This is a genomic window from Saccharothrix sp. HUAS TT1 (assembly GCF_040744945.1).
Lineage (GTDB): Bacteria > Actinomycetota > Actinomycetes > Mycobacteriales > Pseudonocardiaceae > Actinosynnema.
Window position 1 is genome coordinate 3,269,712 of the sequence record NZ_CP160453.1, and the last position, 22,818, is coordinate 3,292,529.

22 protein-coding genes and 2 riboswitches are annotated in these 22,818 nt (G+C 72.8%); of the genes, 13 read left to right on the forward strand and 9 right to left on the reverse strand.

The annotated features are described in order from the left end of the window. Positions 1-16: 16 nt before the first annotated feature. From AB0F89_RS16100 to AB0F89_RS16110, 3 genes are all read right to left on the reverse strand, one after another. Positions 17-400 carry a hypothetical protein gene (locus tag AB0F89_RS16100; protein ID WP_367136961.1) on the reverse strand — a complete coding sequence of 128 codons (384 nt, stop codon included), beginning with the start codon at positions 398-400 and terminating at the stop codon, positions 17-19. A gap of 75 nt (positions 401-475) precedes the next feature. After that, on the reverse strand, positions 476-847 hold the full coding sequence (locus AB0F89_RS16105; RefSeq protein WP_367136962.1) for a hypothetical protein: 372 nt from the start codon (positions 845-847) through the stop codon (positions 476-478). Beyond that, entirely contained in the window at positions 844-1,326 is a 483-nt protein-coding gene (locus tag AB0F89_RS16110) for a hypothetical protein (RefSeq protein ID WP_367136964.1), read from the reverse strand. Before AB0F89_RS16110 ends, AB0F89_RS16105 begins: the two co-directional genes overlap by 4 nt. A gap of 121 nt (positions 1,327-1,447) precedes the next feature. Between AB0F89_RS16110 and AB0F89_RS16115 the strand changes: the two genes are divergently transcribed. From AB0F89_RS16115 to AB0F89_RS16125, 3 genes are all read left to right on the forward strand, one after another. Further along, a complete protein-coding gene (locus AB0F89_RS16115; RefSeq protein ID WP_367136965.1) occupies positions 1,448-1,993 on the forward strand; it encodes a DM13 domain-containing protein in 546 nt (181 codons plus the stop codon). A 246-nt stretch (positions 1,994-2,239) separates the two neighbouring features. Then, positions 2,240-3,232 carry an AraC family transcriptional regulator gene (locus AB0F89_RS16120; protein WP_367136967.1) on the forward strand — a complete coding sequence of 331 codons (993 nt, stop codon included), beginning with the start codon at positions 2,240-2,242 and terminating at the stop codon, positions 3,230-3,232. 103 nt (positions 3,233-3,335) lie between these two features. Then, positions 3,336-6,797 carry a phosphodiester glycosidase family protein gene (locus AB0F89_RS16125; RefSeq protein ID WP_367136969.1) on the forward strand — a complete coding sequence of 1,154 codons (3,462 nt, stop codon included), beginning with the start codon at positions 3,336-3,338 and terminating at the stop codon, positions 6,795-6,797. Between the two features lie 160 nt (positions 6,798-6,957). Here AB0F89_RS16125 and AB0F89_RS16130 read toward each other — a convergent pair whose 3' ends face one another. Genes AB0F89_RS16130 through AB0F89_RS16140 form a run of 3 tightly spaced genes read right to left on the reverse strand, consistent with a single transcriptional unit; the run spans position 6,958 to position 10,732 of the window. After that, complete coding sequence (locus AB0F89_RS16130) at positions 6,958-9,021, reverse strand: 3-hydroxyacyl-CoA dehydrogenase NAD-binding domain-containing protein (protein WP_367136971.1); 2,064 nt, start codon at positions 9,019-9,021, stop codon at positions 6,958-6,960. Further along, on the reverse strand, positions 9,021-10,223 hold the full coding sequence (locus AB0F89_RS16135; RefSeq protein ID WP_367136973.1) for an acetyl-CoA C-acetyltransferase: 1,203 nt from the start codon (positions 10,221-10,223) through the stop codon (positions 9,021-9,023). Before AB0F89_RS16135 ends, AB0F89_RS16130 begins: the two co-directional genes overlap by 1 nt. Positions 10,224-10,279: 56 nt before the next feature. Beyond that, the gene (locus AB0F89_RS16140; protein WP_367136975.1) at positions 10,280-10,732 is read right to left on the reverse strand and encodes an N-acetyltransferase family protein; all 453 of its coding nucleotides are present in this window, start codon (positions 10,730-10,732) and stop codon (positions 10,280-10,282) included. A gap of 106 nt (positions 10,733-10,838) precedes the next feature. On the opposite strand from AB0F89_RS16140, the gene AB0F89_RS16145 reads away from it, so the two are divergent. From AB0F89_RS16145 to AB0F89_RS16185, 9 genes are all read left to right on the forward strand, one after another. Next, positions 10,839-11,987 (forward strand): acyl-CoA dehydrogenase family protein, encoded by a 1,149-nt coding sequence (locus tag AB0F89_RS16145; RefSeq protein WP_367136977.1) that lies wholly within the window; start codon positions 10,839-10,841, stop codon positions 11,985-11,987. Continuing rightward, positions 11,987-13,111 carry a CaiB/BaiF CoA transferase family protein gene (locus tag AB0F89_RS16150; RefSeq protein WP_367136979.1) on the forward strand — a complete coding sequence of 375 codons (1,125 nt, stop codon included), beginning with the start codon at positions 11,987-11,989 and terminating at the stop codon, positions 13,109-13,111. The genes AB0F89_RS16145 and AB0F89_RS16150 overlap by 1 nt, the downstream gene beginning before the upstream one ends. 404 nt (positions 13,112-13,515) lie before the next feature. Beyond that, positions 13,516-13,677: a hypothetical protein gene (locus AB0F89_RS16155; protein WP_367136981.1), complete on the forward strand. Its 162-nt coding sequence runs from the start codon at positions 13,516-13,518 to the stop codon at positions 13,675-13,677. 191 nt (positions 13,678-13,868) lie between these two features. Continuing rightward, a complete protein-coding gene (locus tag AB0F89_RS16160; protein ID WP_367136983.1) occupies positions 13,869-14,357 on the forward strand; it encodes a helix-turn-helix transcriptional regulator in 489 nt (162 codons plus the stop codon). Between the two features lie 108 nt (positions 14,358-14,465). After that, positions 14,466-14,885 carry a hypothetical protein gene (locus tag AB0F89_RS16165; RefSeq protein ID WP_367136985.1) on the forward strand — a complete coding sequence of 140 codons (420 nt, stop codon included), beginning with the start codon at positions 14,466-14,468 and terminating at the stop codon, positions 14,883-14,885. Then, the gene (locus AB0F89_RS16170) at positions 14,882-15,184 is read left to right on the forward strand and encodes a DUF3817 domain-containing protein (protein ID WP_367136987.1); all 303 of its coding nucleotides are present in this window, start codon (positions 14,882-14,884) and stop codon (positions 15,182-15,184) included. The genes AB0F89_RS16165 and AB0F89_RS16170 overlap by 4 nt, the downstream gene beginning before the upstream one ends. Before the next feature lie 64 nt (positions 15,185-15,248). After that, positions 15,249-15,337, forward strand: a riboswitch (glycine riboswitch). Then, a riboswitch (glycine riboswitch) is annotated at positions 15,338-15,436 on the forward strand. Between the two features lie 122 nt (positions 15,437-15,558). Then, positions 15,559-16,662, forward strand: coding sequence for a glycine cleavage system aminomethyltransferase GcvT (gene gcvT, locus AB0F89_RS16175; protein ID WP_367138882.1), 1,104 nt, complete (start codon positions 15,559-15,561; stop codon positions 16,660-16,662). Between the two features lie 15 nt (positions 16,663-16,677). Further along, positions 16,678-17,943 (forward strand): serine hydroxymethyltransferase, encoded by a 1,266-nt coding sequence (gene glyA, locus AB0F89_RS16180; protein ID WP_367136989.1) that lies wholly within the window; start codon positions 16,678-16,680, stop codon positions 17,941-17,943. Between the two features lie 79 nt (positions 17,944-18,022). After that, positions 18,023-18,628: a malonic semialdehyde reductase gene (locus tag AB0F89_RS16185; protein ID WP_367136991.1), complete on the forward strand. Its 606-nt coding sequence runs from the start codon at positions 18,023-18,025 to the stop codon at positions 18,626-18,628. A gap of 70 nt (positions 18,629-18,698) precedes the next feature. On the opposite strand, the gene AB0F89_RS16190 is transcribed toward AB0F89_RS16185, so the two are convergent. After that, a complete protein-coding gene (locus AB0F89_RS16190) occupies positions 18,699-19,349 on the reverse strand; it encodes a hypothetical protein (protein ID WP_367136993.1) in 651 nt (216 codons plus the stop codon). Between the two features lie 115 nt (positions 19,350-19,464). On the opposite strand from AB0F89_RS16190, the gene AB0F89_RS16195 reads away from it, so the two are divergent. After that, entirely contained in the window at positions 19,465-21,525 is a 2,061-nt protein-coding gene (locus tag AB0F89_RS16195) for a prolyl oligopeptidase family serine peptidase (protein WP_367136995.1), read from the forward strand. 43 nt (positions 21,526-21,568) lie between these two features. Here AB0F89_RS16195 and AB0F89_RS16200 read toward each other — a convergent pair whose 3' ends face one another. Together AB0F89_RS16200 and speD are read right to left on the reverse strand one after the other, a co-directional pair. Further along, positions 21,569-22,411, reverse strand: a complete 843-nt coding sequence (locus tag AB0F89_RS16200; RefSeq protein ID WP_367136997.1) for a spermidine synthase — start codon at positions 22,409-22,411, stop codon at positions 21,569-21,571. Next, complete coding sequence (speD, locus tag AB0F89_RS16205) at positions 22,408-22,818, reverse strand: adenosylmethionine decarboxylase (RefSeq protein WP_367136999.1); 411 nt, start codon at positions 22,816-22,818, stop codon at positions 22,408-22,410. The genes AB0F89_RS16200 and speD overlap by 4 nt, the downstream gene beginning before the upstream one ends.

A 22,818-nucleotide genomic window follows, 5' to 3' on the forward strand; every position in this document is an offset into this window, starting at 1 on the left:
GTTGAGGCTGCCGGACTCAGTCGTCGCAGTGCGGCGGCGGCAGCACGTTGAGCGGGCTGCACGGCCACTCGGTGTTCTTCACCTTGGTCGTGGTGGTCGTCGTCTCCGGTGGCGGCGGCGGGGGTTCCTCCGGTGGCGGGGGCGCGGCCGGTGGTGGCGTCGTCGTGGTGGTCCTGGTCGTGGTGGTCGCGCTCGGCGGCGCCGAGAGGGCGTCCGTGGTGAGCGCGCTCGGCGGCGTGGTGGTGGAGCTGCCGGTCGACGGCCGCTCGGTGATCCACGTCGAGGCCGGGGTGTCGGCCTGCTGGCCGTCGTTCACCCCGTCGAGGTACACCCCGATGAGGACACCCGTCAGCGCCGACGCCGCCACGGCCAAGCCGCAAGTGGCCCACAGCACCCGCACAGCAAGCCTCCCTCACAGAACGCGCTCGTGGCGCGACGCTGAGCGGCTGAACAGTACCGCCCCTCGGACCGTTCCTCATTCGGCCCAGTGCACGTCCACCCGGTCGGCCATCCGGCCGCCCCCGCGCTCCTGCGACCAGACGTCGGTCGGCATCCCGTCCACCATGAGCACCGGGGACAGCCAACCCTGCGGCCGGTACACCTGATCAGGCGACCCACCTTCGAGGAAGTGGGTGGCTTGCCGGGTCGCCGCGACGACGTACTGCTCGAACGCGGGCAGCAGCCGCACGTCCCGCAGCGTCGCCCCGGCCGACGACATCAGCTGCGCGTGCGGCCCGCACAGCTCGGAGACGACGTCCAGCGCGTCGGCGGCCGGCCGCCGGACGTCGAGGCTGTGCTTGCGGGTGCGCCACGCCGCGACCTGCCGCCACGTCACGCTCGCGCTCACCGGCGCTCCCCCCGCTGCTCCACCGCCCGCCCTTCCGCTCGCCCCTCAGCGACACGCCCTTCGACCGCTCGCCCCTCAATTGCGCGCCCGTCGACCGCGCGCCCCTCGACCGCTGCCAACCGGCGTTCCAGCACCGCCGTGCCCAGCACCCTGGCCAGCACCAGGCCCGCCCCGGACAACCCGGCCACCAGCACCGCGCCGGTCAGGTGCCAGGTCGGCGCGTCACCGGTGCAGGTGAACACCTCGGTGAACTTCTCCGACGAGCAGGTCACGAACGGCACCGAGGCCAGCCCGACGCTGGTCGCCGCGACCCCGCCGAGCAGCGCGGACCCGAACGTGCGCATCAGCGGGAACGCGGCGTTGGCCGCGCCGACCGCCGCGACGGCGAACAGCAGCGGCACCGGGTGCGGGAACGGGCCGAACGCGGCGCAGCCCACCATCAGCGCGCACACGATCACCAGCCCGGTCCGTTCACCCACCCGCCGACCCTAACAACGCCGGTGGCGCGGACGTCAGAACTTCGTAAGCCGTTTCGCGCACCGCAACGGCGTCCGATTCGCCAGAGTTGTCCACGAACAGGTGACTTCCGGAAGGTGTGCGATGTCCAAGCGGGTGGTTGTGGTCGGCGTGGCGGCGGTGCTGGTGGTCGCGCTGGCGGTGGGGCTGTACCTGTTCCAGCCGTGGCGGCTGGTCACGGACCGGACCGCCGACGAAGCGCTGCTGGTGGCGACCTCAGCGGTGGCGCCCACCACCGCGGCGTCCACCACCACGCCCACCACGACCACGCCGGCGCCGCCCGCGGGTCCGGTGGCGCTGGCCGGCGGGCCGTTCCGGTCGCTGGAGCACGCGACGACCGGCAGCGCGACGCTGGTCCGGCTGCCCGGCGGCGGGCACGCGGTGCAGTTCGAGGCGCTGGACACCAGCGACGGCCCCGACCTGTACGTCTACCTCTCGGACAAGTCGTCGGACTCGGCCGAGGCGGCGTTCGGCTCCGGGTTCACGAACCTGGGTGAGCTGAAGGCGAATCGCGGCAACCAGGTCTACGACGTGCCCGCCGGAACCGACCTCACGACCGTCCGCAGCGTGGTGATCTGGTGCAAGAGGTTTTCCGCCGGTTTCGCGGTAGCACCCCTGGAACAGGGGTGACACGTCACCGAAACAATGGGGACGGATCAGGACTGTTAATAGCCTTTTCGCCGTATTGACGTATCTGGTCTAGACCACATAGAGTGGTGAGCACCACAACGTCCCTCGTTGGTGGGCGGGCGGATGCCCCATCGACGAGGAGCCGGCTCACTGGGGTGGGCCACCGTTGGCGGCGGCGCGGCGCTTTCTCTCCCCGTTCCGCGCCGCCGCACACGGCCTGTGCGGGCGTGCTGCACACTGTGAGTGATGCTCACCAGGACCATCGCGATCCACTACGTCACCGCCGCGCTGCGCGGCGCCGTGCGGCGCGGTCACGACGTCGCCGACCTCCTCGCGCCGGCCGGCATCGGTGAGGCGCTGCTGGCCGACGAGCGCGCCAGGGTAACTCCCGCCCAGTACAGCAAGCTGGTCCAGACCCTGTGGGACGTGCTGGACGACGAGTTCATGGGCCTGGGACCGAAGCCGAGCAAGCGCGGCACGTTCCCGACCATGTGCCTGCTCGCCGTGCACTGCGCGTCGCTGGGGGACGCCCTGCGGCGCGGGTTGGCGTTCTACGAGCTGTTCGACGTGCGGCCGGCGATGACGCTGGGCGAGCACGACGGGGTGGCGGCGTTCACCCTCTCGACGGAGGGCGTGGACGACCCGGACCGGTTCCTGGTGGAGTCGCTGCTGGTGCTGTGGCACAGGTTCTCGTCCTGGCTGATCGGCCGGCGCATCCCGCTGCTCGGGGTCGACCTGGCCTACCCCGAGCCGCCGCACGGCGCGGAATACCACTTGATCTTCGGCGCGCCGCTGCGGTTCTCCGCAGTCAGCACCACGTTGGCGTTCGACGCGCGATTCCTCCGAATGCCGGTGGTGCAGGACGAAGCCGCATTAAGGCGGTTCCTGAGAAATTCTCCGGCGGAACTGCTTTCCCGCCGTGATTACGGCGCGGACGCCTCCAGTTCGGTGCGGCGGATGCTGGGCGGTGGTGTGGTGGGGCTGGAACGCGTGGCCGCGCGGCTCGGGATGAGCGCGCCGACGCTGCGCCGGAAGCTGGCCGCCGAGGGCACGTCGTTCCGCGAGGTGCGCGAGCAGCTGCTGCGGGACCAGGCGGTGGCGAGCCTGGTGCGCGGCGGCGAGTCGGTGGAGGAGTTGGCGCTGCGGTTGGGGTTCTCCGAGGCGAGCGCGTTCCACCGGGCGTTCAAGCGGTGGACGGGGACCAGTCCGGGCACGTACCGGAGCGGACCGGTCGGCTGACCTGCCCGGGTCGGCAACTGCGGCCGAACGGCCGTGTCCGGCGAATCGTCAACACGGTGGACTTGCACTGGGTAAGTTCCTCACCGAGCCTGCGGGAGTGCCCGTGTTCCGACGCCCTCGCTCCACCACCCCGGCCGCCGCGCTGGTCTTCACCCTGCTCTCCGCCCTGACCGCGCCCGCCACCCACGCCGCCCAGCCAACACCCGCCGCCGCTCAGCCGACGTCCGCCGCCTACCCGGTGCCCGCCTACCCGGTGCCCGCCTACCCGGTGCCCGCCGCCCTGTCGACGTCCGTCGCCGACCTGCCCGGTGTGGCCGTCGACCCGTCCGTCGACCCGGCCCGCCGCATCGAGACCGCCCGCACCACCCGCCCGGTCGCGCCGGGCGTCTCGCTCAGCTCCTTCGACTGGTACGAACCGGGCGGCGCGGGCGGCTGGATCCGGGGTGACGCCCTGACCGTCGACCTCACCGCCGGCGCCGAGGTCGACTACCTGCACCCCGGCCGGGTGACCGAGGCCGAGCCGCTGTCCGCCCAGGCCGACCGGACCCGCGCGGTCGCCGCCGTCAACGGCGACTTCTTCGACATCAACAACTCCAACGCGCCGCGCGGCGTCGGCGTCCAGGACGGCCGCACGGTCAAGTCGCCCGACGCCGGGTACCACCGCGCGGTCGGCCTCGACGCGGCGGGCGTGGGCCGGGTCATGGAGGTGTTCTTCGACGGGCGGGTCACCCGCGAGCACGGCGACCCCGTCGAGCTGGACCGGCTCAACAGCGCCGCGATCGAACCCGGCGGCGTCGGCCTGTTCGACCCGGTCTGGGGCGCGTACAGCCGGGCGCGCGCGGTGCAGGGCGCGACCAGGGTGACCGAGGTCGTCGTGCGCGGCGGCGTGGTCGCCGAACGGCGTGACCGCGCCGGTGACGACCCGATCCCGGCCGACGGCCAGGTGCTCGTCGGCCGGGAAGCGGGGGCCGACGCGCTGGCGGCGCTGGCCGTGGGGGAGCGGGTCGCGGTGGAGCACACCACGAAGGCCGACGACGGCAGCGCCCTGCGCGCCGCGATCGGCGGCAACCAGCTGCTGGTCCGGGACGGCGAGGTCGTCGCGCCCGCCGACCCGCTGCACCCGCGCACGGCGGTCGGGTTCTCCGCCGACGGCAAGAAGATGTTCCTGCTGACCGTCGACGGCAGGCAGGGCGCGTACCTGCTCGGCCTGACCCTCAAGGACGTCGCCGCGATCCTGCTGGAGATGGGCGCGCACAACGCGCTCAACCTCGACGGCGGCGGATCGTCCACGCTGCTGGCCCGCACGCCCGGCGCCGAGTCGGTGGTCGTGGAGAACACGCCGTCCGACGGCGGCGAGCGGCCCGTGCCGAACGGGCTGGCGCTGTACGCGCCGACCGGAAGCGGCGAGCTGACCGGGTTCTGGGTCCGCACGGCGATGGACCCGCGGGCCGCGCCGGGGGCGGACACCGTGCCGGGCGGCCACCCCGAGCGGGTGTTCCCCGGCCTGACCCGGAGGCTGGTGGCCGATGGGCACGACGAGACGTACGGCCCCGCGCGCGACGACGCGCACCGGTGGCTGGCGGACCGCGCCGACGTGGGGCGGGTCGACGCCGACGGCGTGTTCCACGCCCACCGGCCGGGCGTGGCGAAGGCCGTGGCGCGACGCGGCGGCGTCACCGGCGAGGTGGAGCTGACCGTGCTGGGCGCGCTGACCGGGCTGTCCGCGACCACGAGCCGGTTGAGCCTGCCCGAGGTGGGCGGCAGCGGCGGGCTCGGCGTCGTCGGCCGGGACGGCGACGGGTTCACCGCGCCGGTCGAGCCCGCGGACCTGGCGCTGGACTACGACCGCTCGGTGGTGGACGTGGTCGCCGGGGCGGACGGCCACCTGCGCGTCACGGCGCTGCGGCCCGGCGCGACCACGGTCGTGGCGCGGGTCGGGCCGCACGTGGTGCGCGTGCCGGTGACCGTGGGGCTGGAGGAGCGGCTGGTCGCCGGGTTCGACGACGGCGCGGCCTGGACGTTCGGCTCGGCGCGCGGGTCGGGCGCGGTGGCGCCGGTGCCCGAGGGGCGCACCGGCGCCGGGCTGCGGATGACGTACGACTTCTCGCGGTCCACCGGCACCCGCACGGCGTACGCGATCCCGCCTCGGCCCATCGAGGTGGCGGGGCAGCCGCTCGCGCTGGGGGCGTGGGTGCACGGGCACGGTCGTGGCGAGTGGACCGCGTTCACCGTCACCGACGCGTCGGGGCTCAGCCGTTCCCTCTACGGGCCGTACATCACCTGGACGGGGTGGCGTTACCTGGAGGTGCCGGTGCCGTCCGGACTCGCGTTCCCCTTACGGGTGAACAGGTTCTACACGATCGAGACCAAGGCGGACCGGCAGTACAGCGGTGAGGTGATCGTGGACGACATCGTCGCCAAGGTGCCGCCCGCGGTCGACCTGCCGGTGGTGGAGGAGCCCGCCGACCGGTTCGTGGTGCGCGACGGCACGGTCGCCGACCGGCCGTGGCGGTTCGCCGTGATGTCCGACGCGCAGTTCGTGGCGCGCGACCCGGACAGCGCCCTGGTGCGGGCGGCCCGGCGGACGTTGCGCGAGGTCAAGGCGCAGCGGCCGGACTTCCTGGTGGTGAACGGCGACTTCGTGGACGAGGCGTCGGCCGCGGACCTGGCGCTGGCGCGCCGGGTGCTGACCGAGGAGCTGGGCGACGAACTGCCCTGGTACTACGTGCCGGGCAACCACGAGGTCATGGGGCCCGGCACGATCGAGAACTTCCGCCGCGAGTTCGGGGCGACCAACCGCGTGTTCGACCACCGGGGCACCCGGTTCGTGCTGCTGGACTCGTCCAGCGGGACGGTGCGCGGCGGCGGGTTCGACCAGGCCGTGATGCTGCGCGACGCGCTGCGCGACCACGGGTCGGTGCACTCGGTGGTGGTGATGGAGCACCACCCGCCGCGCGACCCGACGCCGACGAAGGGCAGCCAGCTGGCCGACCGGCAGGAGGCCGACCTGGTCGAGGACTGGCTGGCGGCGTTCCGGCGGGAGACCGGCAAGGGCGCGGCGTTCATCGGGGCGCACGTGGGCCTGTTCCACGCGTCCCGGGTCGACGGCGTGCCGTACCTGGTGAACGGCAACTCGGGCAAGGCCCCCGCCGGCGAGACCGGCCGCGGTGGCTTCACCGGCTGGACGATGCTCGGCGTGGCCCCGGAGCGCGGCGACGACTGGCTGGCCGCCGAGATCCGGCCGCACGTGGACGCCCTGACCGTGACCGCGCCCCCGGTGGTCCGGATCGGCGCTCCGACCTCCGTGACGGCCACCGTCACCCAGGGCGCCCGCCAGGTCCCGGTCGCCTACCCGGTCAGCGCCGACTGGTCCGGCTCGCCGAACCTGCACGTGGGCCCGGCGACCGGCCTGCGCCCCTGGCACGCCGCCTGGCTGGACCCCGCCACCAGCACCCTGACCGCCCTGCGCCCGGCCACCGCGACCCTCACCCTGACCGTCAACGGCGCCACCCGGCACACCACCCTCACCACCGCCCTGCCGACCAGACCCCTCCCCACCGCCTAACGCTCCCCAACCCCCGCGAGAGTCCAACCCCCAGCCCGCGAGAGTCCAACGCTCAGACTGCGAGAGTCCTACGTCCAGCGCACGTGAGTTCAACACTGAGCGTTGAACTCACCGCCGCCGAACGCAGGACTCTCGCGGGTTGAGCGTTGGACTCTCGGGGTTAGAAGGGGGTGTTGCGGGCGGCGCGGTCGCGCAGGGAGGTCGGGGGGCGGAAGCGCTCGCCGTAGGTGTCGGCCAGGTAGTCGGCGCGCTCGACGAACTCCGTCAGGCCGTAGGAGTTGACGAACTGGAGGGTCCCGCCGCTCCACGGGGCGAAGCCGAAGCCGAAGACGCTCCCTACGTTGGCGTCACCGACCGACGTCAGCACGCCCTCGTCCAGGCACCGCACCGCCTCCAGCGACTGGACGAACAGCAGCCGGTCCTCGACGTCCTGCTCGGTCACGCCCGCGTCGGCCCGCGCGTACCGGGCCAGGCCGGGCCACAGGAACTTCCGCCCGCCCTCCGGGTACTCGTAGAACCCGGCCCCGCCGGACTTGCCGGTGCGGCCCTCCGCGACCAGCTCCTCCAGCACCCGGAACGCCGGGTGGTCGCCCAGCGCGCCGCCCGCGGACGGTGCGTCGGCCAGCGCCTGGTCCCGGATCTTGAGCGGCAGGGTCAGCGTGACCTCGTCGGACACCGCCAGCGGACCCACGGCCATCCCGGCCCGGCGCGCCACGTTCTCGATCAGCGCGGGCGCCACGCCCTCCGCCACCATCGACACCGCCTCGGTGACGTACGTGCCGAACGTCCGCGACGTGTAGAAGCCGCGGCTGTCGTTGACCACGATCGGCGTCTTGCCGATCTGCAGCACGTAGTCGAACGCCCGCGCCAGCGTCTCGTCCGACGTCTTCTCGCCGCGGATGATCTCCACCAGCCGCATCTTCGGCACCGGCGAGAAGAAGTGCAGCCCGATGAACCGACCCGGGTCCGGGACCGCCGACGCCAGCCCGGTGATCGGCAGCGTCGACGTGTTCGACGCGATCACCGCGTCCGGCAGCGCCGCCGCCTCCGCCGCGGGCAGCACCGCGGTCTTCAGCTCCCGGTTCTCGAACACCGCCTCGATGACGAGGTCGCAGCCCGCCAGGTCGGCGTCGGAGTCGGTCGGCGTGATGCCCGGCGTGTCACCGGCGCCGCGCCGCGCGGCCTCCAGCGTCACGTCCTTCAGCACGACCTCGATGCCCGCCTTGACGCTGACCTCGGCGATGCCCGCGCCCATCATGCCCGCGCCGAGCACGCCGACCTTGGCCACCTTCGACCGCTCGACACCGGACGGCCGCGAGCCGCCGCCGTTGATCTCGTTCAGCTGGAACCAGAACGTGTTGATCATGTTCTTGGAGACCTGGCCCGCGGCCAGCTCCACGAAGTACCGCGCCTCGACCCGCAACGCCGTGTCGAAGTCCACCAGCGCGCCCTCGACCGCCGCCGCCAGCACCTTCTCCGGCGCCGGGTACGCGCCGTGCGTCTTCTTCCGCAGCACGGCGGGCGCGGCGGCGAGCAGGCCGTACAGGTTCGGGTCGCCCACCCGCACGTCCGGCACCGCGTAGCCCGGCTCGTCCCACGGCTGCCGCGGCGCGGGGTTGGCCCTGATCCAGGCCCGCGCCTTCTCGACCAGCTCCTCCCGCGACGACGCCAGCTCGTGCACCAGCCCGGCCTGCAGCGCCCGCGCCGGCCGCAGCTGCTTGCCCTCCATCAGCAGCGGCAGGGCGGGCTGCACGCCCAGCAGCCGCACCAGCCGGGTCACGCCGCCACCGCCGGGCAGCAGGCCCAGCGTCGCCTCGGGCAGCCCGAGCTTGATCCGGTCGTCGTCCAGCGCCACCCGGTGGTGGCAGGCCAGGGCGATCTCGAAACCGCCGCCGAGCGCGCTGCCGTTGATCGCCGCGACCACCGGCTTGCCCAGCAGCTCCAACCGCCGCAGCTGGTCCTTGACCTCCTCCAGGAACCCCAGCGCCTCGCCGGCGTTCTCCGGCGTGATGGTGATCAGCAGGTTCAGGTCGCCGCCCGCGAAGAACGTCTTCTTCGCCGACGTCAGCACCACGCCGGTGATGTCGTCGCGCTCGGCCTCCAGCCGGGCGACCGCCTCGCCCATGGCCGCGTGGTACTCGGCGTTCATCACGTTCGCCGAGCCGGACATGTCCATCGTGAGGGTGACGACCCCCTCGTCGTCCCGCTCGAAGTGGATGGCCATCAGATCCTCTCGATGATCGTCGCGATGCCCATGCCGCCGCCCACGCACAGCGTGGCCAGCCCCCGCCGCAGGTCCCGGCGCTCCAGCTCGTCGAGCAGGGTGCCGAGGATCATGCAGCCGGTGGCGCCGAGCGGGTGGCCCATCGCGATCGCGCCGCCGTTGACGTTGACCTTGTCGTCGGGCAGGTCCAGCTCGCGCTGGAACTTCAGCACCACCGACGAGAACGCCTCGTTGATCTCGAACAGGTCGATGTCCTCGACCGTCAGCCCGGCCCGGTCCAGCGCCTTGCGCGCGGCGGGGGCGGGGCCGGTCAGCATGATCGTGGGCTCGGAGCCGACGACGGCGGTCGCGACGATCCGCGCGCGGGGCGTCAGGCCCAGCTCGCGGCCGGTGCGGGCGTTGCCGATCAGCATCGCCGCCGCGCCGTCCACGATCTGCGACGAGTTGCCCGGCGTGTGGACGTGGTCGATGCGCTCCACGGTCGGGTAGCGGTCGATCGCCACCGCGTCGAAGCCCAGGTCGCCGTGGAACGCGAAGCTCGGCTTGAGCCTGCCCAGGGCGTCCAGCGTGGTCTCCGGCCGGATCGCCTCGTCGTGGTCGAGCACGACCGAGCCGTTCTGGTCGACCACGGCCACCAGCGACCGGTCGAACCAGCCCTTGTCCCGGGCCAGCGTGGCCCGCTGCTGCGAGCGCAGCGCGTAGGCGTCGACGTCCTCGCGGGTGAAACCCTCCAGCGTGGCGATGAGGTCGGCGCTCACGCCCTGTGGCACGAAGTTGACCGCCATGTTGGTCTCCGGGTCGGCCATCCACGCGCCGCCGTCCGAGCCCATCGGCACCCGCGACATCGACTCGACGCCGCCCGCCACCACCAGGTCCTCGAACCCGGACGCCACCTTGGCCGCGGCCAGGTTCACCGACTCCAGGCCGGACGCGCAGAACCGGTTGAGCTGCACGCCCGCCGGTCGCAGGTCCCAGCCGGCCGCCAGCACCGCCGTGCGGGCGATGTCCGAGCCCTGCTCGCCGACCGGTGACACGACGCCGAGCACCACGTCGTCCACCGCCGACGTGTCCAGGTCGTTGCGCCGCGCCAGCGCCGCGAGCACCCCGGAGGCCAGGGTGATCGGCTTGACGCTGTGCAGCGATCCGCGCTTTCCCCTGCCACGCGGTGTGCGCACCGCGTCGAAGATCAAGGCTTCGCTCATGTACTCAACGGTAACCACGGATCGGGCCGCTGCCCATGACCGCGCGAGGTGACTTATTAGCTCATCCGGGCGACCCGGTAGTCCATGATCTCGCCCTCGCCGGCGAACCCGAGCCGCGCGTAGAGCCGCCGGGCCGTCTCGTTGCCCCGGAACACCCGCAGCTGCACCCGCGCCCACCCGCGCTCCCGCGCCCACGACAGCGCGTCGCTCATCAACGCCTCGCCGACACCGCGCCGGCGGAACTCCGGCTTGACCCACATGGAGTACAGGTACAGCACGTCGGGGTGATGTTCGTGCGGCACACCGGCCAGCAGCCCGACCGGCTCGGGGTCCTCCGCCACCACCCGCACCCCGCGCTCCGGCGCCAGCAGCTCGCGCCACCGCGCCTCGTCGAACCCCCGCTCCAGCTCCAGCGTCGAGCCGAACGCCGCCGGGTCGCTGCCCAGCGCGGTGAGCCGGATGTCCCGCCACGTCGCCCAGTCCGCTGGTCCGAGCCGCCGGAGTCGCATGGCTCCAGTGTCCCGGAAGATCCTGACATTTGCGCTCACGATCAACCGCCACCCTGGCGCACTGCGGTCATGGCGGTCCGGCCCGCCCGGTGGCACCGTCGGGACCATGCCGACTCGCCGCTCCGCGTGGATGACCGAGGACCTGGACGACCTGCGCCGGCTGGCCCGGGCGTTCTTCGAGAAGGAGGCGGTCCCGCACCAGGAGCGCTGGGCCGCGCAGAAGCAGGTGGACCGGGACTTCTGGACCAAGGCGGGCGAGCTCGGCCTGCTGTGCCTGTCCATCCCCGAGGAGTACGGCGGTGGCGGCGGGACGTTCGCGCACGAGGCCGTGCTGCTGGAGGAGCAGGCGCGCTGCGGTGACAGCTCCTGGGGCAACAGCGTGCACAGCGGGATCGTCGCCCACTACATCAACTCCTACGGCGCCGAGGAGCAGAAGCACCGCTGGCTGCCGAAGCTGGCCTCCGGCGAGTTCGTCGGCGCGATCGCCATGTCCGAGCCCGGCGGTGGCTCCGACCTGCAGAACATCAGGACGCGGGCGCTGCGCCGCGACGACGAGTACGTGCTGTCGGGCTCCAAGACCTTCATCACCAACGGCGCGCAGGCCGACCTGGTCGTCGTGGTCGCCAAGACCGACCCGGGCCAGGGCGCGGCGGGCATCTCGCTGCTCGTCGTGGAGACCGCCGGAGCGCCGGGCTTCCGCCGCGGCCGGGTGCTGGACAAGGTCGGGCTGAAGGGCCAGGACACCGCCGAGCTGTTCTTCGACGACGTGCGGGTGCCCGCGGCGAACCTGCTCGGCGCCACCGAGGGCCAGGGGTTCGTCCAGCTGATGCAGCAGCTGCCGCAGGAGCGGCTGATCATCGCGGTGGCGTCGGTGGCGGGCATCGAGGCGGCGGTGGACCTCACGCTGGCCTACGTCAAGGACCGCACGGCGTTCGGCCGGGAGCTGATCAAGTTCCAGAACACCCGGTTCAAGCTCGCCGAGTGCGCCACCGAGGCCCGCGTGACCAGGGCGTTCGTCGACGAGTGCGTGCGGGACCACCTCGAAGGCAAGCTGGACGTGCCCACGGCGGCGATGGCCAAGTGGTGGGCCACCGAGCGGCTGTGCCAGGTCGTGGACGAGTGCGTGCAGCTGTTCGGCGGCTACGGCTACATGACCGAGTACCCGATCGCGCGCGCGTGGGCGGACGCGCGCGTGCAGAAGATCTACGGCGGGACGAACGAGATCATGAAGGAAATCATCGCGAGGTCGCTCTAGTGGCCGGGCCGCTGGAGGGCCTGGAGGTGGTCGAGCTGGCCGGGCTCGCGCCCGGTCCGTTCGGCTGCATGGTGCTCGCCGACCTCGGCGCGTCGGTGACCAGGGTGGACCGGGTCGGCGGCGGCACGGAGGCGCCCCTGCTGGGTCGCGGCAGGCGCTCGATCGGCGTCGACCTGCGCCGACCCGAGGGCGCCGAGCTGGTGCTGCGGCTGGTCGCGGAGGCGGACGTGCTGGTCGAGGGCTTCCGACCGGGCGTGACCGAGCGGCTGGGCATCGGCCCGGCGCAGTGCCTGGCCCGCAACCCGCGGCTGGTCTACGGGCGGATGACCGGGTGGGGCCAGGACGGCCCGCTGGCCGACCGCGCCGGGCACGACATCAACTACATCGCGGTGGCGGGCGCGCTGGAGCCGATCGGCCGGGCGGGCGCGCCGCCGACCGTGCCGCTCAACGTCGTCGGCGACTTCGGCGGCGGCGGGCTGCTGCTGGCGCTCGGGGTGCTGGCGGCGCTGTACGAGCGGGAGCGGTCCGGGCGCGGCCAGGTGGTCGACGCGGCCATGGTCGACGGCGCGGCGCTGCTGACGACGTTCCTGCACGGCATGTCGTCGGCGGGCGCGTGGCCCGGCGGGCGCGGTGAGAACCTGCTGGACGGCGGCGCGCCGTTCTACGACGTGTACGAGGCGGCGGACGGCCGGTTCGTCAGCGTCGGCGCGCTGGAGGACAAGTTCTACGCCGACCTGCTGGCGGTGCTCGGGCTGGCCGACGCCGACCTGCCCGGCAGGCACGACCCGGCGAACTGGCCGGAGCTGCGGGCCCGCATCGGCGCGGCGGTGGCCACCCGGACCAGGGACGAGTGGGCCGCGCTGGCCGAGGGGACCGACGCCTGCCTCGCGCCCGTGCTGGCGCCCGGGGAGGCTCCGGGGCACCCGCACAACGCCCGGCGCGGCACGTTCGTCGAGGTGGGAGGGGTGGCGCAGCCCGCGCCCGCGCCGAGGTTCGACCGCACGCCCGCCGCGACGCCGGGCCCGCCGCCCGCGGCGGGGGAGCACACCGCCGAGGTGCTGACCGGGCTGGGGCTGGCCGAGGACGAGATCAACTCGTTGCGACGTTCGGGCGTGATCGGCTGAGCCGGCTGCCGGGCACCGGAAAAAGGACGTGAAAAATCACCTGAAGGGGTACCGGAAATAGGTGGCAGCCGCCATCGGCCTTTGTCACGCTGCGTGCGTGCCTCGGCGCAATCAGGTGATGGGCTGTGCAGAGGTGGTGGTGTCGCTGTACCTCGGTGTCCGTGCCAGGGGGGTGGGCGAGTGCCCGTACCTTGGTGATCGGCGGGACCACAGGTCCCCTTGATCGTCCGTTCGGGTGACCCTGAACAGGGCTGATGCATGTTTGCGTGGTCGTTCTTGCGGCCGGTCGGGCGATCACGGCGGGTCCGGCCGCCATCTTCCGGGTGAATGGGGGACCATGGCTCTCGACCTGACCGGAGCGGCGACCCGCCGCCCTGCCCAGTGACACGGACGGAGACCGATCAGTGAACGTCAAGAAGGTGGTGACGCTGGCGGCGGTCGCGCTGGTGCTGTTCCTCCTGATCACCCAGCCGAACGAGTCCGCGGGGGCGGTGAAGACCGCGCTCGGGTGGCTCCAGTCCGGCGCCGAGTCGATCATCACCTTCGTCCGCAGCCTGTTCGCCTAGGGCCCCCGTCGAAGTCCGCGCAATGCGGTCACGATCGGTGACTATGCGCCCCGAACGTTGCACCGTACGGGTGGAATGAGGGCTATAACGCCCTGGTAACAGGGTTTTGGACAAACAAGGGTCTAGCGGTTGTCGGTACCCGCTAATACGGTGCGTCGCATTGGCTGATCTTCGACCGATGAGGAGGCAGAATGGTCGAGGACTCCGGAGTCGACGAGCTGTTGCGGCAGTGGGCGGCTGAGCGCTCGGACGACGCCGAGCTGCAGGAGGTGAACCGGATCAAGGACGCGTGGCTCGCGGAAGCCCCGCCGTCCGCGCCGGGGATCCCGGTGCAGCGGGCGAACGGCGGACCTCGCGGGCTCGTGCAGGTCGAGTCCGCCGATCCGGCCTACGTGACGGCGATGAGGAAGCGGGCGCCCGAGGTGCCCGAGGTCCTGCTCGCCGCCGCCGCCAGCTACTGGCAGCTGGTCGGCGACCTGTCCGAGGCGGAGCTGTGGTGGGACGCGGGCATCAGCCCGCTGGACCAGCGCGCTCTGGACTACCGGGCGGCCGGGCTCACGCCCGCCGACCTCGGTCGGCGCCTCGGCCCGATGACGGTGCTCCAGCACCTGCGTCGGGGCAGCGCGGCGGCCTGGTGCGTGGCCAGGCTGCAGAGGCAACGCCGGGACGGCGTCGCCTAGGTCCGACGAGTCGGGCGGGCTCCTGAGGTCGGGGAGCCCTCGCCCGGAGGGGCGGGCTCCTGTGCGGGAGCCCCAGCCCTGGTGGACCGAGCAAGTACTCTTGAGCTCGTGCAAGGCTTCATCACCCCCAAGCGGCTGCTGATCGCGGCCGCCTGCCTGGCGTCGCTGGTCGTGTGCTGCGGCCTCGCCTACTGGCAGTGGGAGCGGTTCTCCCAGGCGGGCGGCACCTTCCAGAACCTCGGCTACGTCTTCCAGTGGCCGCTGTTCGGCCTCTTCCCGGCGTTCATGGTGTGGCGCATCGTCAAGCTGGACGCCCGCCGCAAGGCGGAGGACGCCGCCGCGGCCTCGGCCGGGCCCGCCGACGGGCCCGCCCCGGAGCCGGTGGTCGCGCCGTCGCGGCCGGTCGTTACCGTTGAGCCCATCAGAGCACCCGCGGTGGACGACGAGGACGAAGAGCTGGCGGCCTACAACCGCATGCTCGCCGAACTCCACGCGCGGACCACCGTTGAGGGGAAGGCAGGGCGATGAGCGGCGCGTTGACCAGGTTCCGGTTCATGGCTTACGTCGTCGGCTGCGGCCTGCTGCTGCTCGTCGTCGCGATGATCGCCAAGTACTCGGGCGGCAACGAGGGCATGATGCGGGTCGTCGGCCCGGTCCACGGCTTCCTCTACGCGGTCTACCTGGTGCTCACCGTCGACCTGGCGCTCAAGGCCCGCTGGTCGATCAAGGGCACCGTCCTGGTGCTGCTCGCCGGCACGATCCCGTTCGTGTCGTTCTACGCCGAGCGCAAGGTGGTCGAGAGCGTCCGGGCCGCCAAGGCCCTGTGACCCCCGGGTTGACCAGGGCCGTCCGGCACGCCTAGCGTCTGCGGCGACAACTGGACACGGCCGTCGATGTCGAGCGGGAGAGTCCCCGACCAGGGGCGCCGAAGGAGCAAATCCTCCCCGGAATCTCTCAGGCACAGCTACCGCCCGACGAAGGCAACTCTGGAAAGCAGGCGCGCCACCGCGCCTCGCCCACGGTGCAAGCCGCCCCTCGCGGGGTGGTGAAGCTCTCAGGCCCATGACAGAGGGGGAGGCTCACTCGACGAGGAGTCTCCGATGGACCGTGTCATCCTTTCGCTCGTGAATCCTTCGGACGTGCCCGCCCGCCGACCCGACCGGTCGGCCCTTCGGCATGTCCGCACCCAGGGAGGACCCGCCTGATGGATAGCCGCCGCACGCCCCTGCACGCCGAGCACGAGGCGCTGGGCGCCATGTTCACCGACTTCGCGGGCTGGCGGATGCCGCTGCGCTACGACAGCGAGCTGGCCGAGCACCACGCGGTGCGCACGTCGGCGGGCCTGTTCGACCTGACCCACATGGGCGAGATCCTGCTCACCGGCCCGGAGGCGGGCGCCGCGCTGGACCACGCCCTGGTCGGCCACGCGTCCGCGATCGGCGTCGGCCGCGCCCGCTACACGATGATCTGCGAGGCCGACGGCGGCGTGGTGGACGACCTGATCGTCTACCGCCTCGGCGACACCGAGTACCTGGTCGTCGCCAACGCCTCCAACGCCGCCGTCGTGCACGAGGCGCTGGTCGAGCGGGCCGGGGGCTTCGACGCGGTGGTCGAGGACAAGTCGACCGACTACGCGCTGCTCGCCGTGCAGGGCCCGAACGCCACCGCCATCCTGGCGGGCCTCACGCCGACCGACCTGGCCGGCGTGAAGTACTACGCGTCGTACCCGACCGAGGTGGCGGGCAGGCCCGTGCTGCTGGCCCGCACCGGCTACACCGGCGAGGACGGGTTCGAGCTGTTCACCGCCCCGGACGACGCCGCGCACGTGTGGCGGGCGCTGCTGGAGGCGGGCGCGCCGCACGACCTCAGGCCCGCCGGCCTCGGCTGCCGCGACACGCTGCGGCTGGAGGCGGGCATGCCGCTGTACGGCAACGAGCTGGGTCGCGAGCGCACGCCGTTCCACGCCAACCTCGGCCGGGTGGTCAAGCTCGACAAGCCGGGCGACTTCGTCGGCCGCGACGCCCTGGCCGCCGTCGCCGAACGGGGTGTCGACCAGGTGCTGGTCGGCCTGAAGACCACCTCCCGCCGCGCGCCCCGGCACGGCTACCCGGTGCTGGACGCGGCCGGCGAGCGGATCGGCGAGGTCACCAGCGGCGCGCTGTCGCCGACCCTGGGGTACTCGGTGGCGATGGCGTACGTGGCCGTCGGCAACACTGAGCCCGGCGCCGCGCTGTCGGTGGACGTCCGCGGCAAGCACGAGCCGGTCGAAGTCGTCGCGCTGCCCTTCTACAAGCGCAACAGCTAAGGGAGAGACCCACACATGTCCGAGCACTTCAACACCTCCCTCGCGGAGTTCGACCCGGAGGTCGCGGACGCCGTCGCCGCCGAGCTGCACCGGCAGCAGAGCACGCTGGAGATGATCGCCTCGGAGAACTTCACGCCGGTGTCGGTGCTCCAGGCGCAGGGGTCGGTGCTGACCAACAAGTACGCCGAGGGCTACCCGGGCCGCCGGTACTACGGCGGCTGCGAGAACGTCGACGTCATCGAGCGGCTGGCGATCGAGCGGGTCAAGGCGCTGTTCGGGGCCGGCTTCGCGAACGTGCAGCCGCACTCGGGCGCGCAGGCCAACGCGTGCGCGATGTTCGCCCTGCTGCAGCCGGGCGACACGATCCTGGGCCTGGACCTGGCGCACGGCGGCCACCTGACCCACGGCATGCGGATCAACTTCTCCGGCAAGCTCTACAACGTGGTGCCCTACCACGTGTCGGACGAGGACGGCCGGGTCGACATGGCCGAGGTCGAGCGGCTGGCGGCCGAGCACCGGCCCAAGCTCATCGTGGCGGGCTGGTCGGCGTACCCGCGGCAGCTGGACTTCGCCGAGTTCCGCCGGATCGCCGACTCGGTCGACGCGTACCTGATGGTGGACATGGCGCACTTCGCCGGCCTGGTGGCGGCGGGCCTGCACCCGAGCCCCGTGCCGCACGCGCACGTGGTGACGACGACCACCCACAAGACGCTCGGCGGCCCGCGCGGCGGGGTGATCCTCACCAACGAGGCCGACCTGGCGAAGAAGATCAACTCGGCGGTGTTCCCCGGCCAGCAGGGCGGTCCGCTGGAGCACGTGATCGCGGGCAAGGCGGTGGCGTTCAAGCACGCCGCGTCGCCCGAGTTCGCCGACCGGCAGCGGCGCACGGTCGAGGGCGCGAAGATCCTCGCCGACCGGTTGTCGCGGCCCGACGCCGCGGCGGCCGGTGTGAAGGTGCTCACCGGCGGCACGGACGTCCACCTGGTGCTGGTGGACCTGGTGGCGTCCGAACTGGACGGCAAGCAGGCCGAGGACCGGCTGCACGAGGTCGGGATCACGGTCAACCGCAACGCGGTGCCGAACGACCCGCGCCCGCCGATGGTGACCTCCGGCCTGCGCGTCGGCACGCCGGCGCTGGCCACTCGCGGGTTCGGCGCGGCGGACTTCGCCGAGGTGGCGGACGTCATCGCGGCGGCCTTGCAGCCCTCGCCGGACCTGGCGGAGCTGCGCGCGCGGGTCGAGGTGCTGGCGGCCAAGCACCCGCTGTACCCGACGCTGTGAACGTCGCCACGAAATAGTTGGGGTTTGCTGGAGGTTGTCCCGTGCGCGACCCGCGCACGGGACAACCGGGAGAAGAACCATGACCACCACGCTCGACGCCTTGGCGCTGCCGCGCGAAGCACAGGACCTGCTGTTCCGCGAGGCGCGCACGGCGAACGCGTTCACCGGCGAACCGGTGACCGACGACCAGCTCCGCGCGATCCACGACCTGGTGAAGCACGGACCCACCGCGATGAACAGCCAGCCGCTGCGCGTGCTGTTCATCCGCGGCGAGGAGGCCAAGGCCCGCCTCGCGCCGCACATGGCGGAGGGCAACCGGGCCAAGACGCTGGCCGCGCCGGTGACCGCGGTGCTGACCGCCGACACCGACTTCCACGAGCACCTGGGCCGGACGTTCCCGCACTTCGCCGGCGCGAAGGCGGCGTTCGCCGACGACGCCAAGCGGACCGAGGCGGCGAGGACGAGCGCCCTGCTCCAGGTCGGCTACTTCATCGTCGGCGTTCGCGCGGCCGGCCTCGCCGCCGGCCCGATGAGCGGGTTCGACGCCGAGGGCGTGCGCCGCGAGTTCTTCGCCGACACCGCCCAACTGCCGCTGGTGATCGTCAACATCGGCTACCCGGACCACTCCGGCACCCACCCGCGCAACCCGCGGCTGGACTTCGCCGAGGCCGTGCGCGTGCTCTGACGGCCCGCTGCGCGACGGCCGAATCCCCCGGCCAACCCCGGGCCGGGGGATCAGGGCGTTCCACAGTGGACTAGGCGGCCGGCGCGGTCACCCCCGGTGGCAGGCACTCGACGTTGCGCTTGCCGTCGGGCCGCACCACGAACCAGGTGCCGCCGACGCCCTGACCGCGCCACTTGCCGGGCGCCTCGTCCTTCGCGTAGGTGTAGAGCGGCCAGCCGTCCAGGGTGACCTGCTCGGTGCCGTCGGCCCGCTTCACCGTCGAGACCAGCGCCGGGTCGACGCCCTGCAGTCGCGGCGCGCCGTCGGTCAGCACGGGCGGCCAGGTGACGGCGCACTGCCCCTCGCAGTTGGACTTCGCCGGATCCGGCGCGTCCTTGTCGAACCGGTACAGCGTGCGGCCGTCGCCGTCCTGCACCACCTCGCCCATCTTGTCCACGGTCTTGGCCACCAGCGTGACCTGCGGTCCGGACGGCGCCGGCGCGGCCTGACCCGCGGGCTCCTCGGCGGCGGGCTCCTCGACGGGCGCCGCCTCCTCGCTGGTCGGAGGGGCCAAGGGTTCCTGGACGTCGCCGTAGTCGCCCTGGGCCGCGGCGCCGACCTGCTCGGTCTGCGCGACCGTCCGGCCCTGCAGGCCGGTGGCGTTGGAAGTCCACATGACCAGCGCGAGCACGGCAGCCATGCCGCCCGCGACGGCGATGGCGATGCGGTTTCGTCGGATCACACTCACTCCTCCTTGGTCCGTCAATCGCTCCACCGACGACTACGGCCCGCGCACCGGAGCGGTTCAGCCCGGCGAACACGTGAACCGAGGACAGGGGCCCCCGTAGGGTGTCCGGGTGGGCAACGAGATCTCCTTCCCGCGCCAACACGCGCGCACCCAGCGGTTCACCCTCGGCGCACCCCGGACCTTCACCGTCGCGCCGGACGGCGCCAAGGTGTACTTCCTCCGCACCGCCACGGCCACGAGCCGGGCGAACGGCCTGTGGGCGTTCGACACCGCCACCCGGACCGAGTCGCTGCTGGCCGACCCGGCCACCCTGCTGACCGACCCCGAGGACCTGTCCCCGGAGGAGCGGGCCCGCCGCGAGCGGACCCGCGAGCAGGCGGCGGGCATCGTCGGCTACGCCACCGACGGCGCCGCGCGGCAGGCGGTCTTCGCGTTGTCCGGCAGGCTGTTCGTGGTCGAACTCGCCACCGGCGCGGTGCGGGAGCTGCCGGTCGCCGGCGCCGCGATCGACCCGCGGCTGGACCCGACCGGCCGCAAGGTCGGCTACGTGGCCGCCGGCGCGCTGCACGTGGTCGACCTGGAGACCGGCGCGGACCGCGTGGTCGCCGAACCGGACGGCCCGGACGTCACGTGGGGCCTGGCCGAGTTCATCGCGGCCGAGGAGATGGGCCGCTACCGCGGTCACTGGTTCTCGCCGGACGGCGAGCGCGTGCTCGCGGCCAGGGTGGACAACGCGCCGGTGCCGCGCTGGCACATCGCCGACCCGGCCAACCCCGGCACGCCCGCCGCCGAGATCGCGTACCCGGCCGCGGGCGAGGCGAACGCCGTGGTCGAGGTGGCCGTCTTCGGCGCCGGCCGCACCGACGTGACGTGGGACCGCGAGGCGTTCCCGTACCTCAACTCGGTGTCGTGGACCTCGCACGGCGAGCCGCTGCTGCAGGTCCAGTCGCGCGACCAGCGCCGGGTCCTGGTGCTCGCGGTGGACGTGGAGACCGGCGCCACCGAGGTGGTCGCCGACGACACCGACCCGCACTGGCTGGAAGTCGTGCCCGGCACGCCGCGCTGGACGCCGGGCGGCGAGCTGGTCCGGGTGCTGCCGGTCGACGGCGCGAACCGGCTCGTCGTCGGCGACCGGCCGTGGACGCCGGACGGCTTCCAGGTCCGCTCGGTGGTGGACGCGGCCGAGGACGGCGTCCTGGTCACCGCCTCCACCGACGACCCGACCACGACGCACGTGTTCCTGGTCACCGGTTCCGACGTCACCCGGCTGTCCACTGAGGACGGTGTGCACGGCGTGGCCCGCGGTGGCGGCGTCACGGTGCTGAGCCGGTCGTCGATGGACCACTTCGGCGCGCGGGTCACCGTGTCGACCGGCGGCGAGATCGGCACGTTCGCCGAGACGCCCGTGCTGACGCCCGAGGTGCGGCTGCTGACCGTCGGCGAGCGCGACCTGCGGGCCGCGCTGCTGTTCCCGCGCGACCACGTGCCGGGGGCCAAGCTGCCCGTGCTGCTGGACCCGTACGGCGGTCCGCACGCGCAGCGCGTGGTGTCGGCGCGCAACGCCTACCTGACGTCGCAGTGGTTGGCGGACCAGGGTTTCGCGGTGCTGGTGGTGGACGGCCGCGGCACGCCCGGCCGCGGTCCGGCGTGGGAGCGGGAGATCGCGTTCGACTTCGCGGGCGCGACCCTGGAGGACCAGGTGGACGCCCTGCACGCGGTCGCGGCGGGGGAGCCCGACCTCGACCTGACCCGGGTCGGCATCCGCGGCTGGTCCTACGGCGGCTACCTGGCGGCGCTGGCCGTGCTGCGCCGGCCGGACGTGTTCCACGCGGGCATCGCGGGCGCGCCGGTCACCGACTGGCGGCTGTACGACACGCACTACACCGAGCGCTACCTCGGTCACCCGGCGGAGCGGCCGGAGGTGTACGACGCCAACTCGCTCGTCGCCGACGCGCCGAAGCTGGAGCGCCCGCTGATGATCGTGCACGGCCTGGCCGACGACAACGTGGTGGCCGCGCACACCCTGCGCCTGTCCAGCGCGTTGCTGGCGGCGGGCCGGCCGCACACCGTGCTGCCGCTGTCCGGCGTCACGCACATGACCCCGCAGGAGCAGGTGGCCGAGAACCTGCTCCTGCTCCAGGTCGACTTCCTGCGCCGCGCCCTGGCGTGACCGCCGGGACGGGGCCGTCCCCCGCGGGGGACGGCCCCGTCCGTCAGGCCAGGGAGTGGCGGACCTGGTAGGGCGGGATCGAGTTGCCGACCAGCGCCAGGTCGTCGATCGTCTCCGGCTGGTAGCCGCAGCCGGGCAGCCGCTCGACCATCAGCGCGGTCGGGTCGGCGACCTCGTCGGCCCGACCGAACAGGTACGCCCACTCGTGCTCGTCCGAGCCGTAGTAGGCGACCGTGCCGAACACCTCGTTGAACCGCTGCCACATCCGGATCAGCGTGGTGTTGCGCCACATCGTCTGGCAGCCCGCCTGCGACACCACGACGCCGCCCGGCGTCAGCAGCGCCTTGCACATGGCCAGGAACTCCGCGCCGTACAGGCGGTTGTGCTGCGCCTCCTCCTCGCGCTCGTCCGGCAGGTCCACCAGGACGATGTCGTAGCGCTCGGAAGTGGTGCGGATGTGCTCGTAGCCGTCGATGTACCGCACGTGGACCGGGCCTTCGCCCTTCTCCGCGAGCGCCAGCTCGTCCAGCGAGTAGCCGTAGGGCAGGTGCTCGGCGCACAGCCGCACGGCCTGCTCGTCGATGTCGATGTGGTCGACCACCGAAGCGCCCGCCGCCACCGCCATCTGGCACACCACGCCCTCGGACGACCCGATGACCAGCACCCGGTCGACGCGGTCGGCCAGCAGCAGCGCCGGCGCCATCAGCGCCTCGTGGTAGGTCAGCTGGCTGAACTCGGTGCTCTGCCGGTCGTCGTCGCAGAACAGCGACAACCCCTGTGCGGTGCGGGCGATCACCAGGTGCTGGAACTCGGTCCTGGTGTCGACCACGACCTCCGAGACGTCCCAGTGCCTGGTCATCCCGGCCGCGAGCGGTTCGCGGATCACGCCTTCTCCTCACCGACGAGCGCGGGGACCCGGTGCCCCCGGCTGATCATGTCCGTCCGTGCCGACACAGCTCCCAGCGCCTCGGCCAGCAACTGCACCGCGAGCGCGGGCTTGGCGCGCGTGCCGCAGGTGAACACGTCCACGAACACGGCCCCGACCTCCGGGTACGTGTGGATGGACGCGTGCGACTCCGACAACAGGGCCAGCACGGTGACCCCTTGCGGCTCGAACTGCTTGGAGACCACCTCCAACACCGTGGCATCAGCCTGGGTGAGCGCTTCGCCGAGCGCGTGTCGCAGGAACTGCTCGTCGTCGAGCAGTTCGGGGCTCACGCCTTCGAGCTCGGCGAGCACGTGCTGTCCTGCGAACAAGCCAACGGGCTCGGATTCGCACGGGAGTTCGGACAT

What these genes read in the sequence shown, in the direction of transcription:
- AB0F89_RS16160 (WP_367136983.1), top strand. Translation starts at nt 13,869, where the DNA reads ATGGTCGAGGACTCCGGAGTCGACGAGCTGTTGCGGCAGTGGGCGGCT.
- AB0F89_RS16115 (WP_367136965.1), top strand. Translation starts at nt 1,448, where the DNA reads ATGTCCAAGCGGGTGGTTGTGGTCGGCGTGGCGGCGGTGCTGGTGGTC.
- AB0F89_RS16140 (WP_367136975.1), bottom strand. Translation starts at nt 10,732, where the DNA reads ATGCGACTCCGGCGGCTCGGACCAGCGGACTGGGCGACGTGGCGGGAC.
- AB0F89_RS16170 (WP_367136987.1), top strand. Translation starts at nt 14,882, where the DNA reads ATGAGCGGCGCGTTGACCAGGTTCCGGTTCATGGCTTACGTCGTCGGC.
- AB0F89_RS16145 (WP_367136977.1), top strand. Translation starts at nt 10,839, where the DNA reads ATGCCGACTCGCCGCTCCGCGTGGATGACCGAGGACCTGGACGACCTG.
- speD (WP_367136999.1), bottom strand. Translation starts at nt 22,818, where the DNA reads ATGTCCGAACTCCCGTGCGAATCCGAGCCCGTTGGCTTGTTCGCAGGA.
- AB0F89_RS16120 (WP_367136967.1), top strand. Translation starts at nt 2,240, where the DNA reads ATGCTCACCAGGACCATCGCGATCCACTACGTCACCGCCGCGCTGCGC.
- glyA (WP_367136989.1), top strand. Translation starts at nt 16,678, where the DNA reads ATGTCCGAGCACTTCAACACCTCCCTCGCGGAGTTCGACCCGGAGGTC.
- AB0F89_RS16185 (WP_367136991.1), top strand. Translation starts at nt 18,023, where the DNA reads ATGACCACCACGCTCGACGCCTTGGCGCTGCCGCGCGAAGCACAGGAC.
- AB0F89_RS16130 (WP_367136971.1), bottom strand. Translation starts at nt 9,021, where the DNA reads ATGGCCATCCACTTCGAGCGGGACGACGAGGGGGTCGTCACCCTCACG.
- AB0F89_RS16135 (WP_367136973.1), bottom strand. Translation starts at nt 10,223, where the DNA reads ATGAGCGAAGCCTTGATCTTCGACGCGGTGCGCACACCGCGTGGCAGG.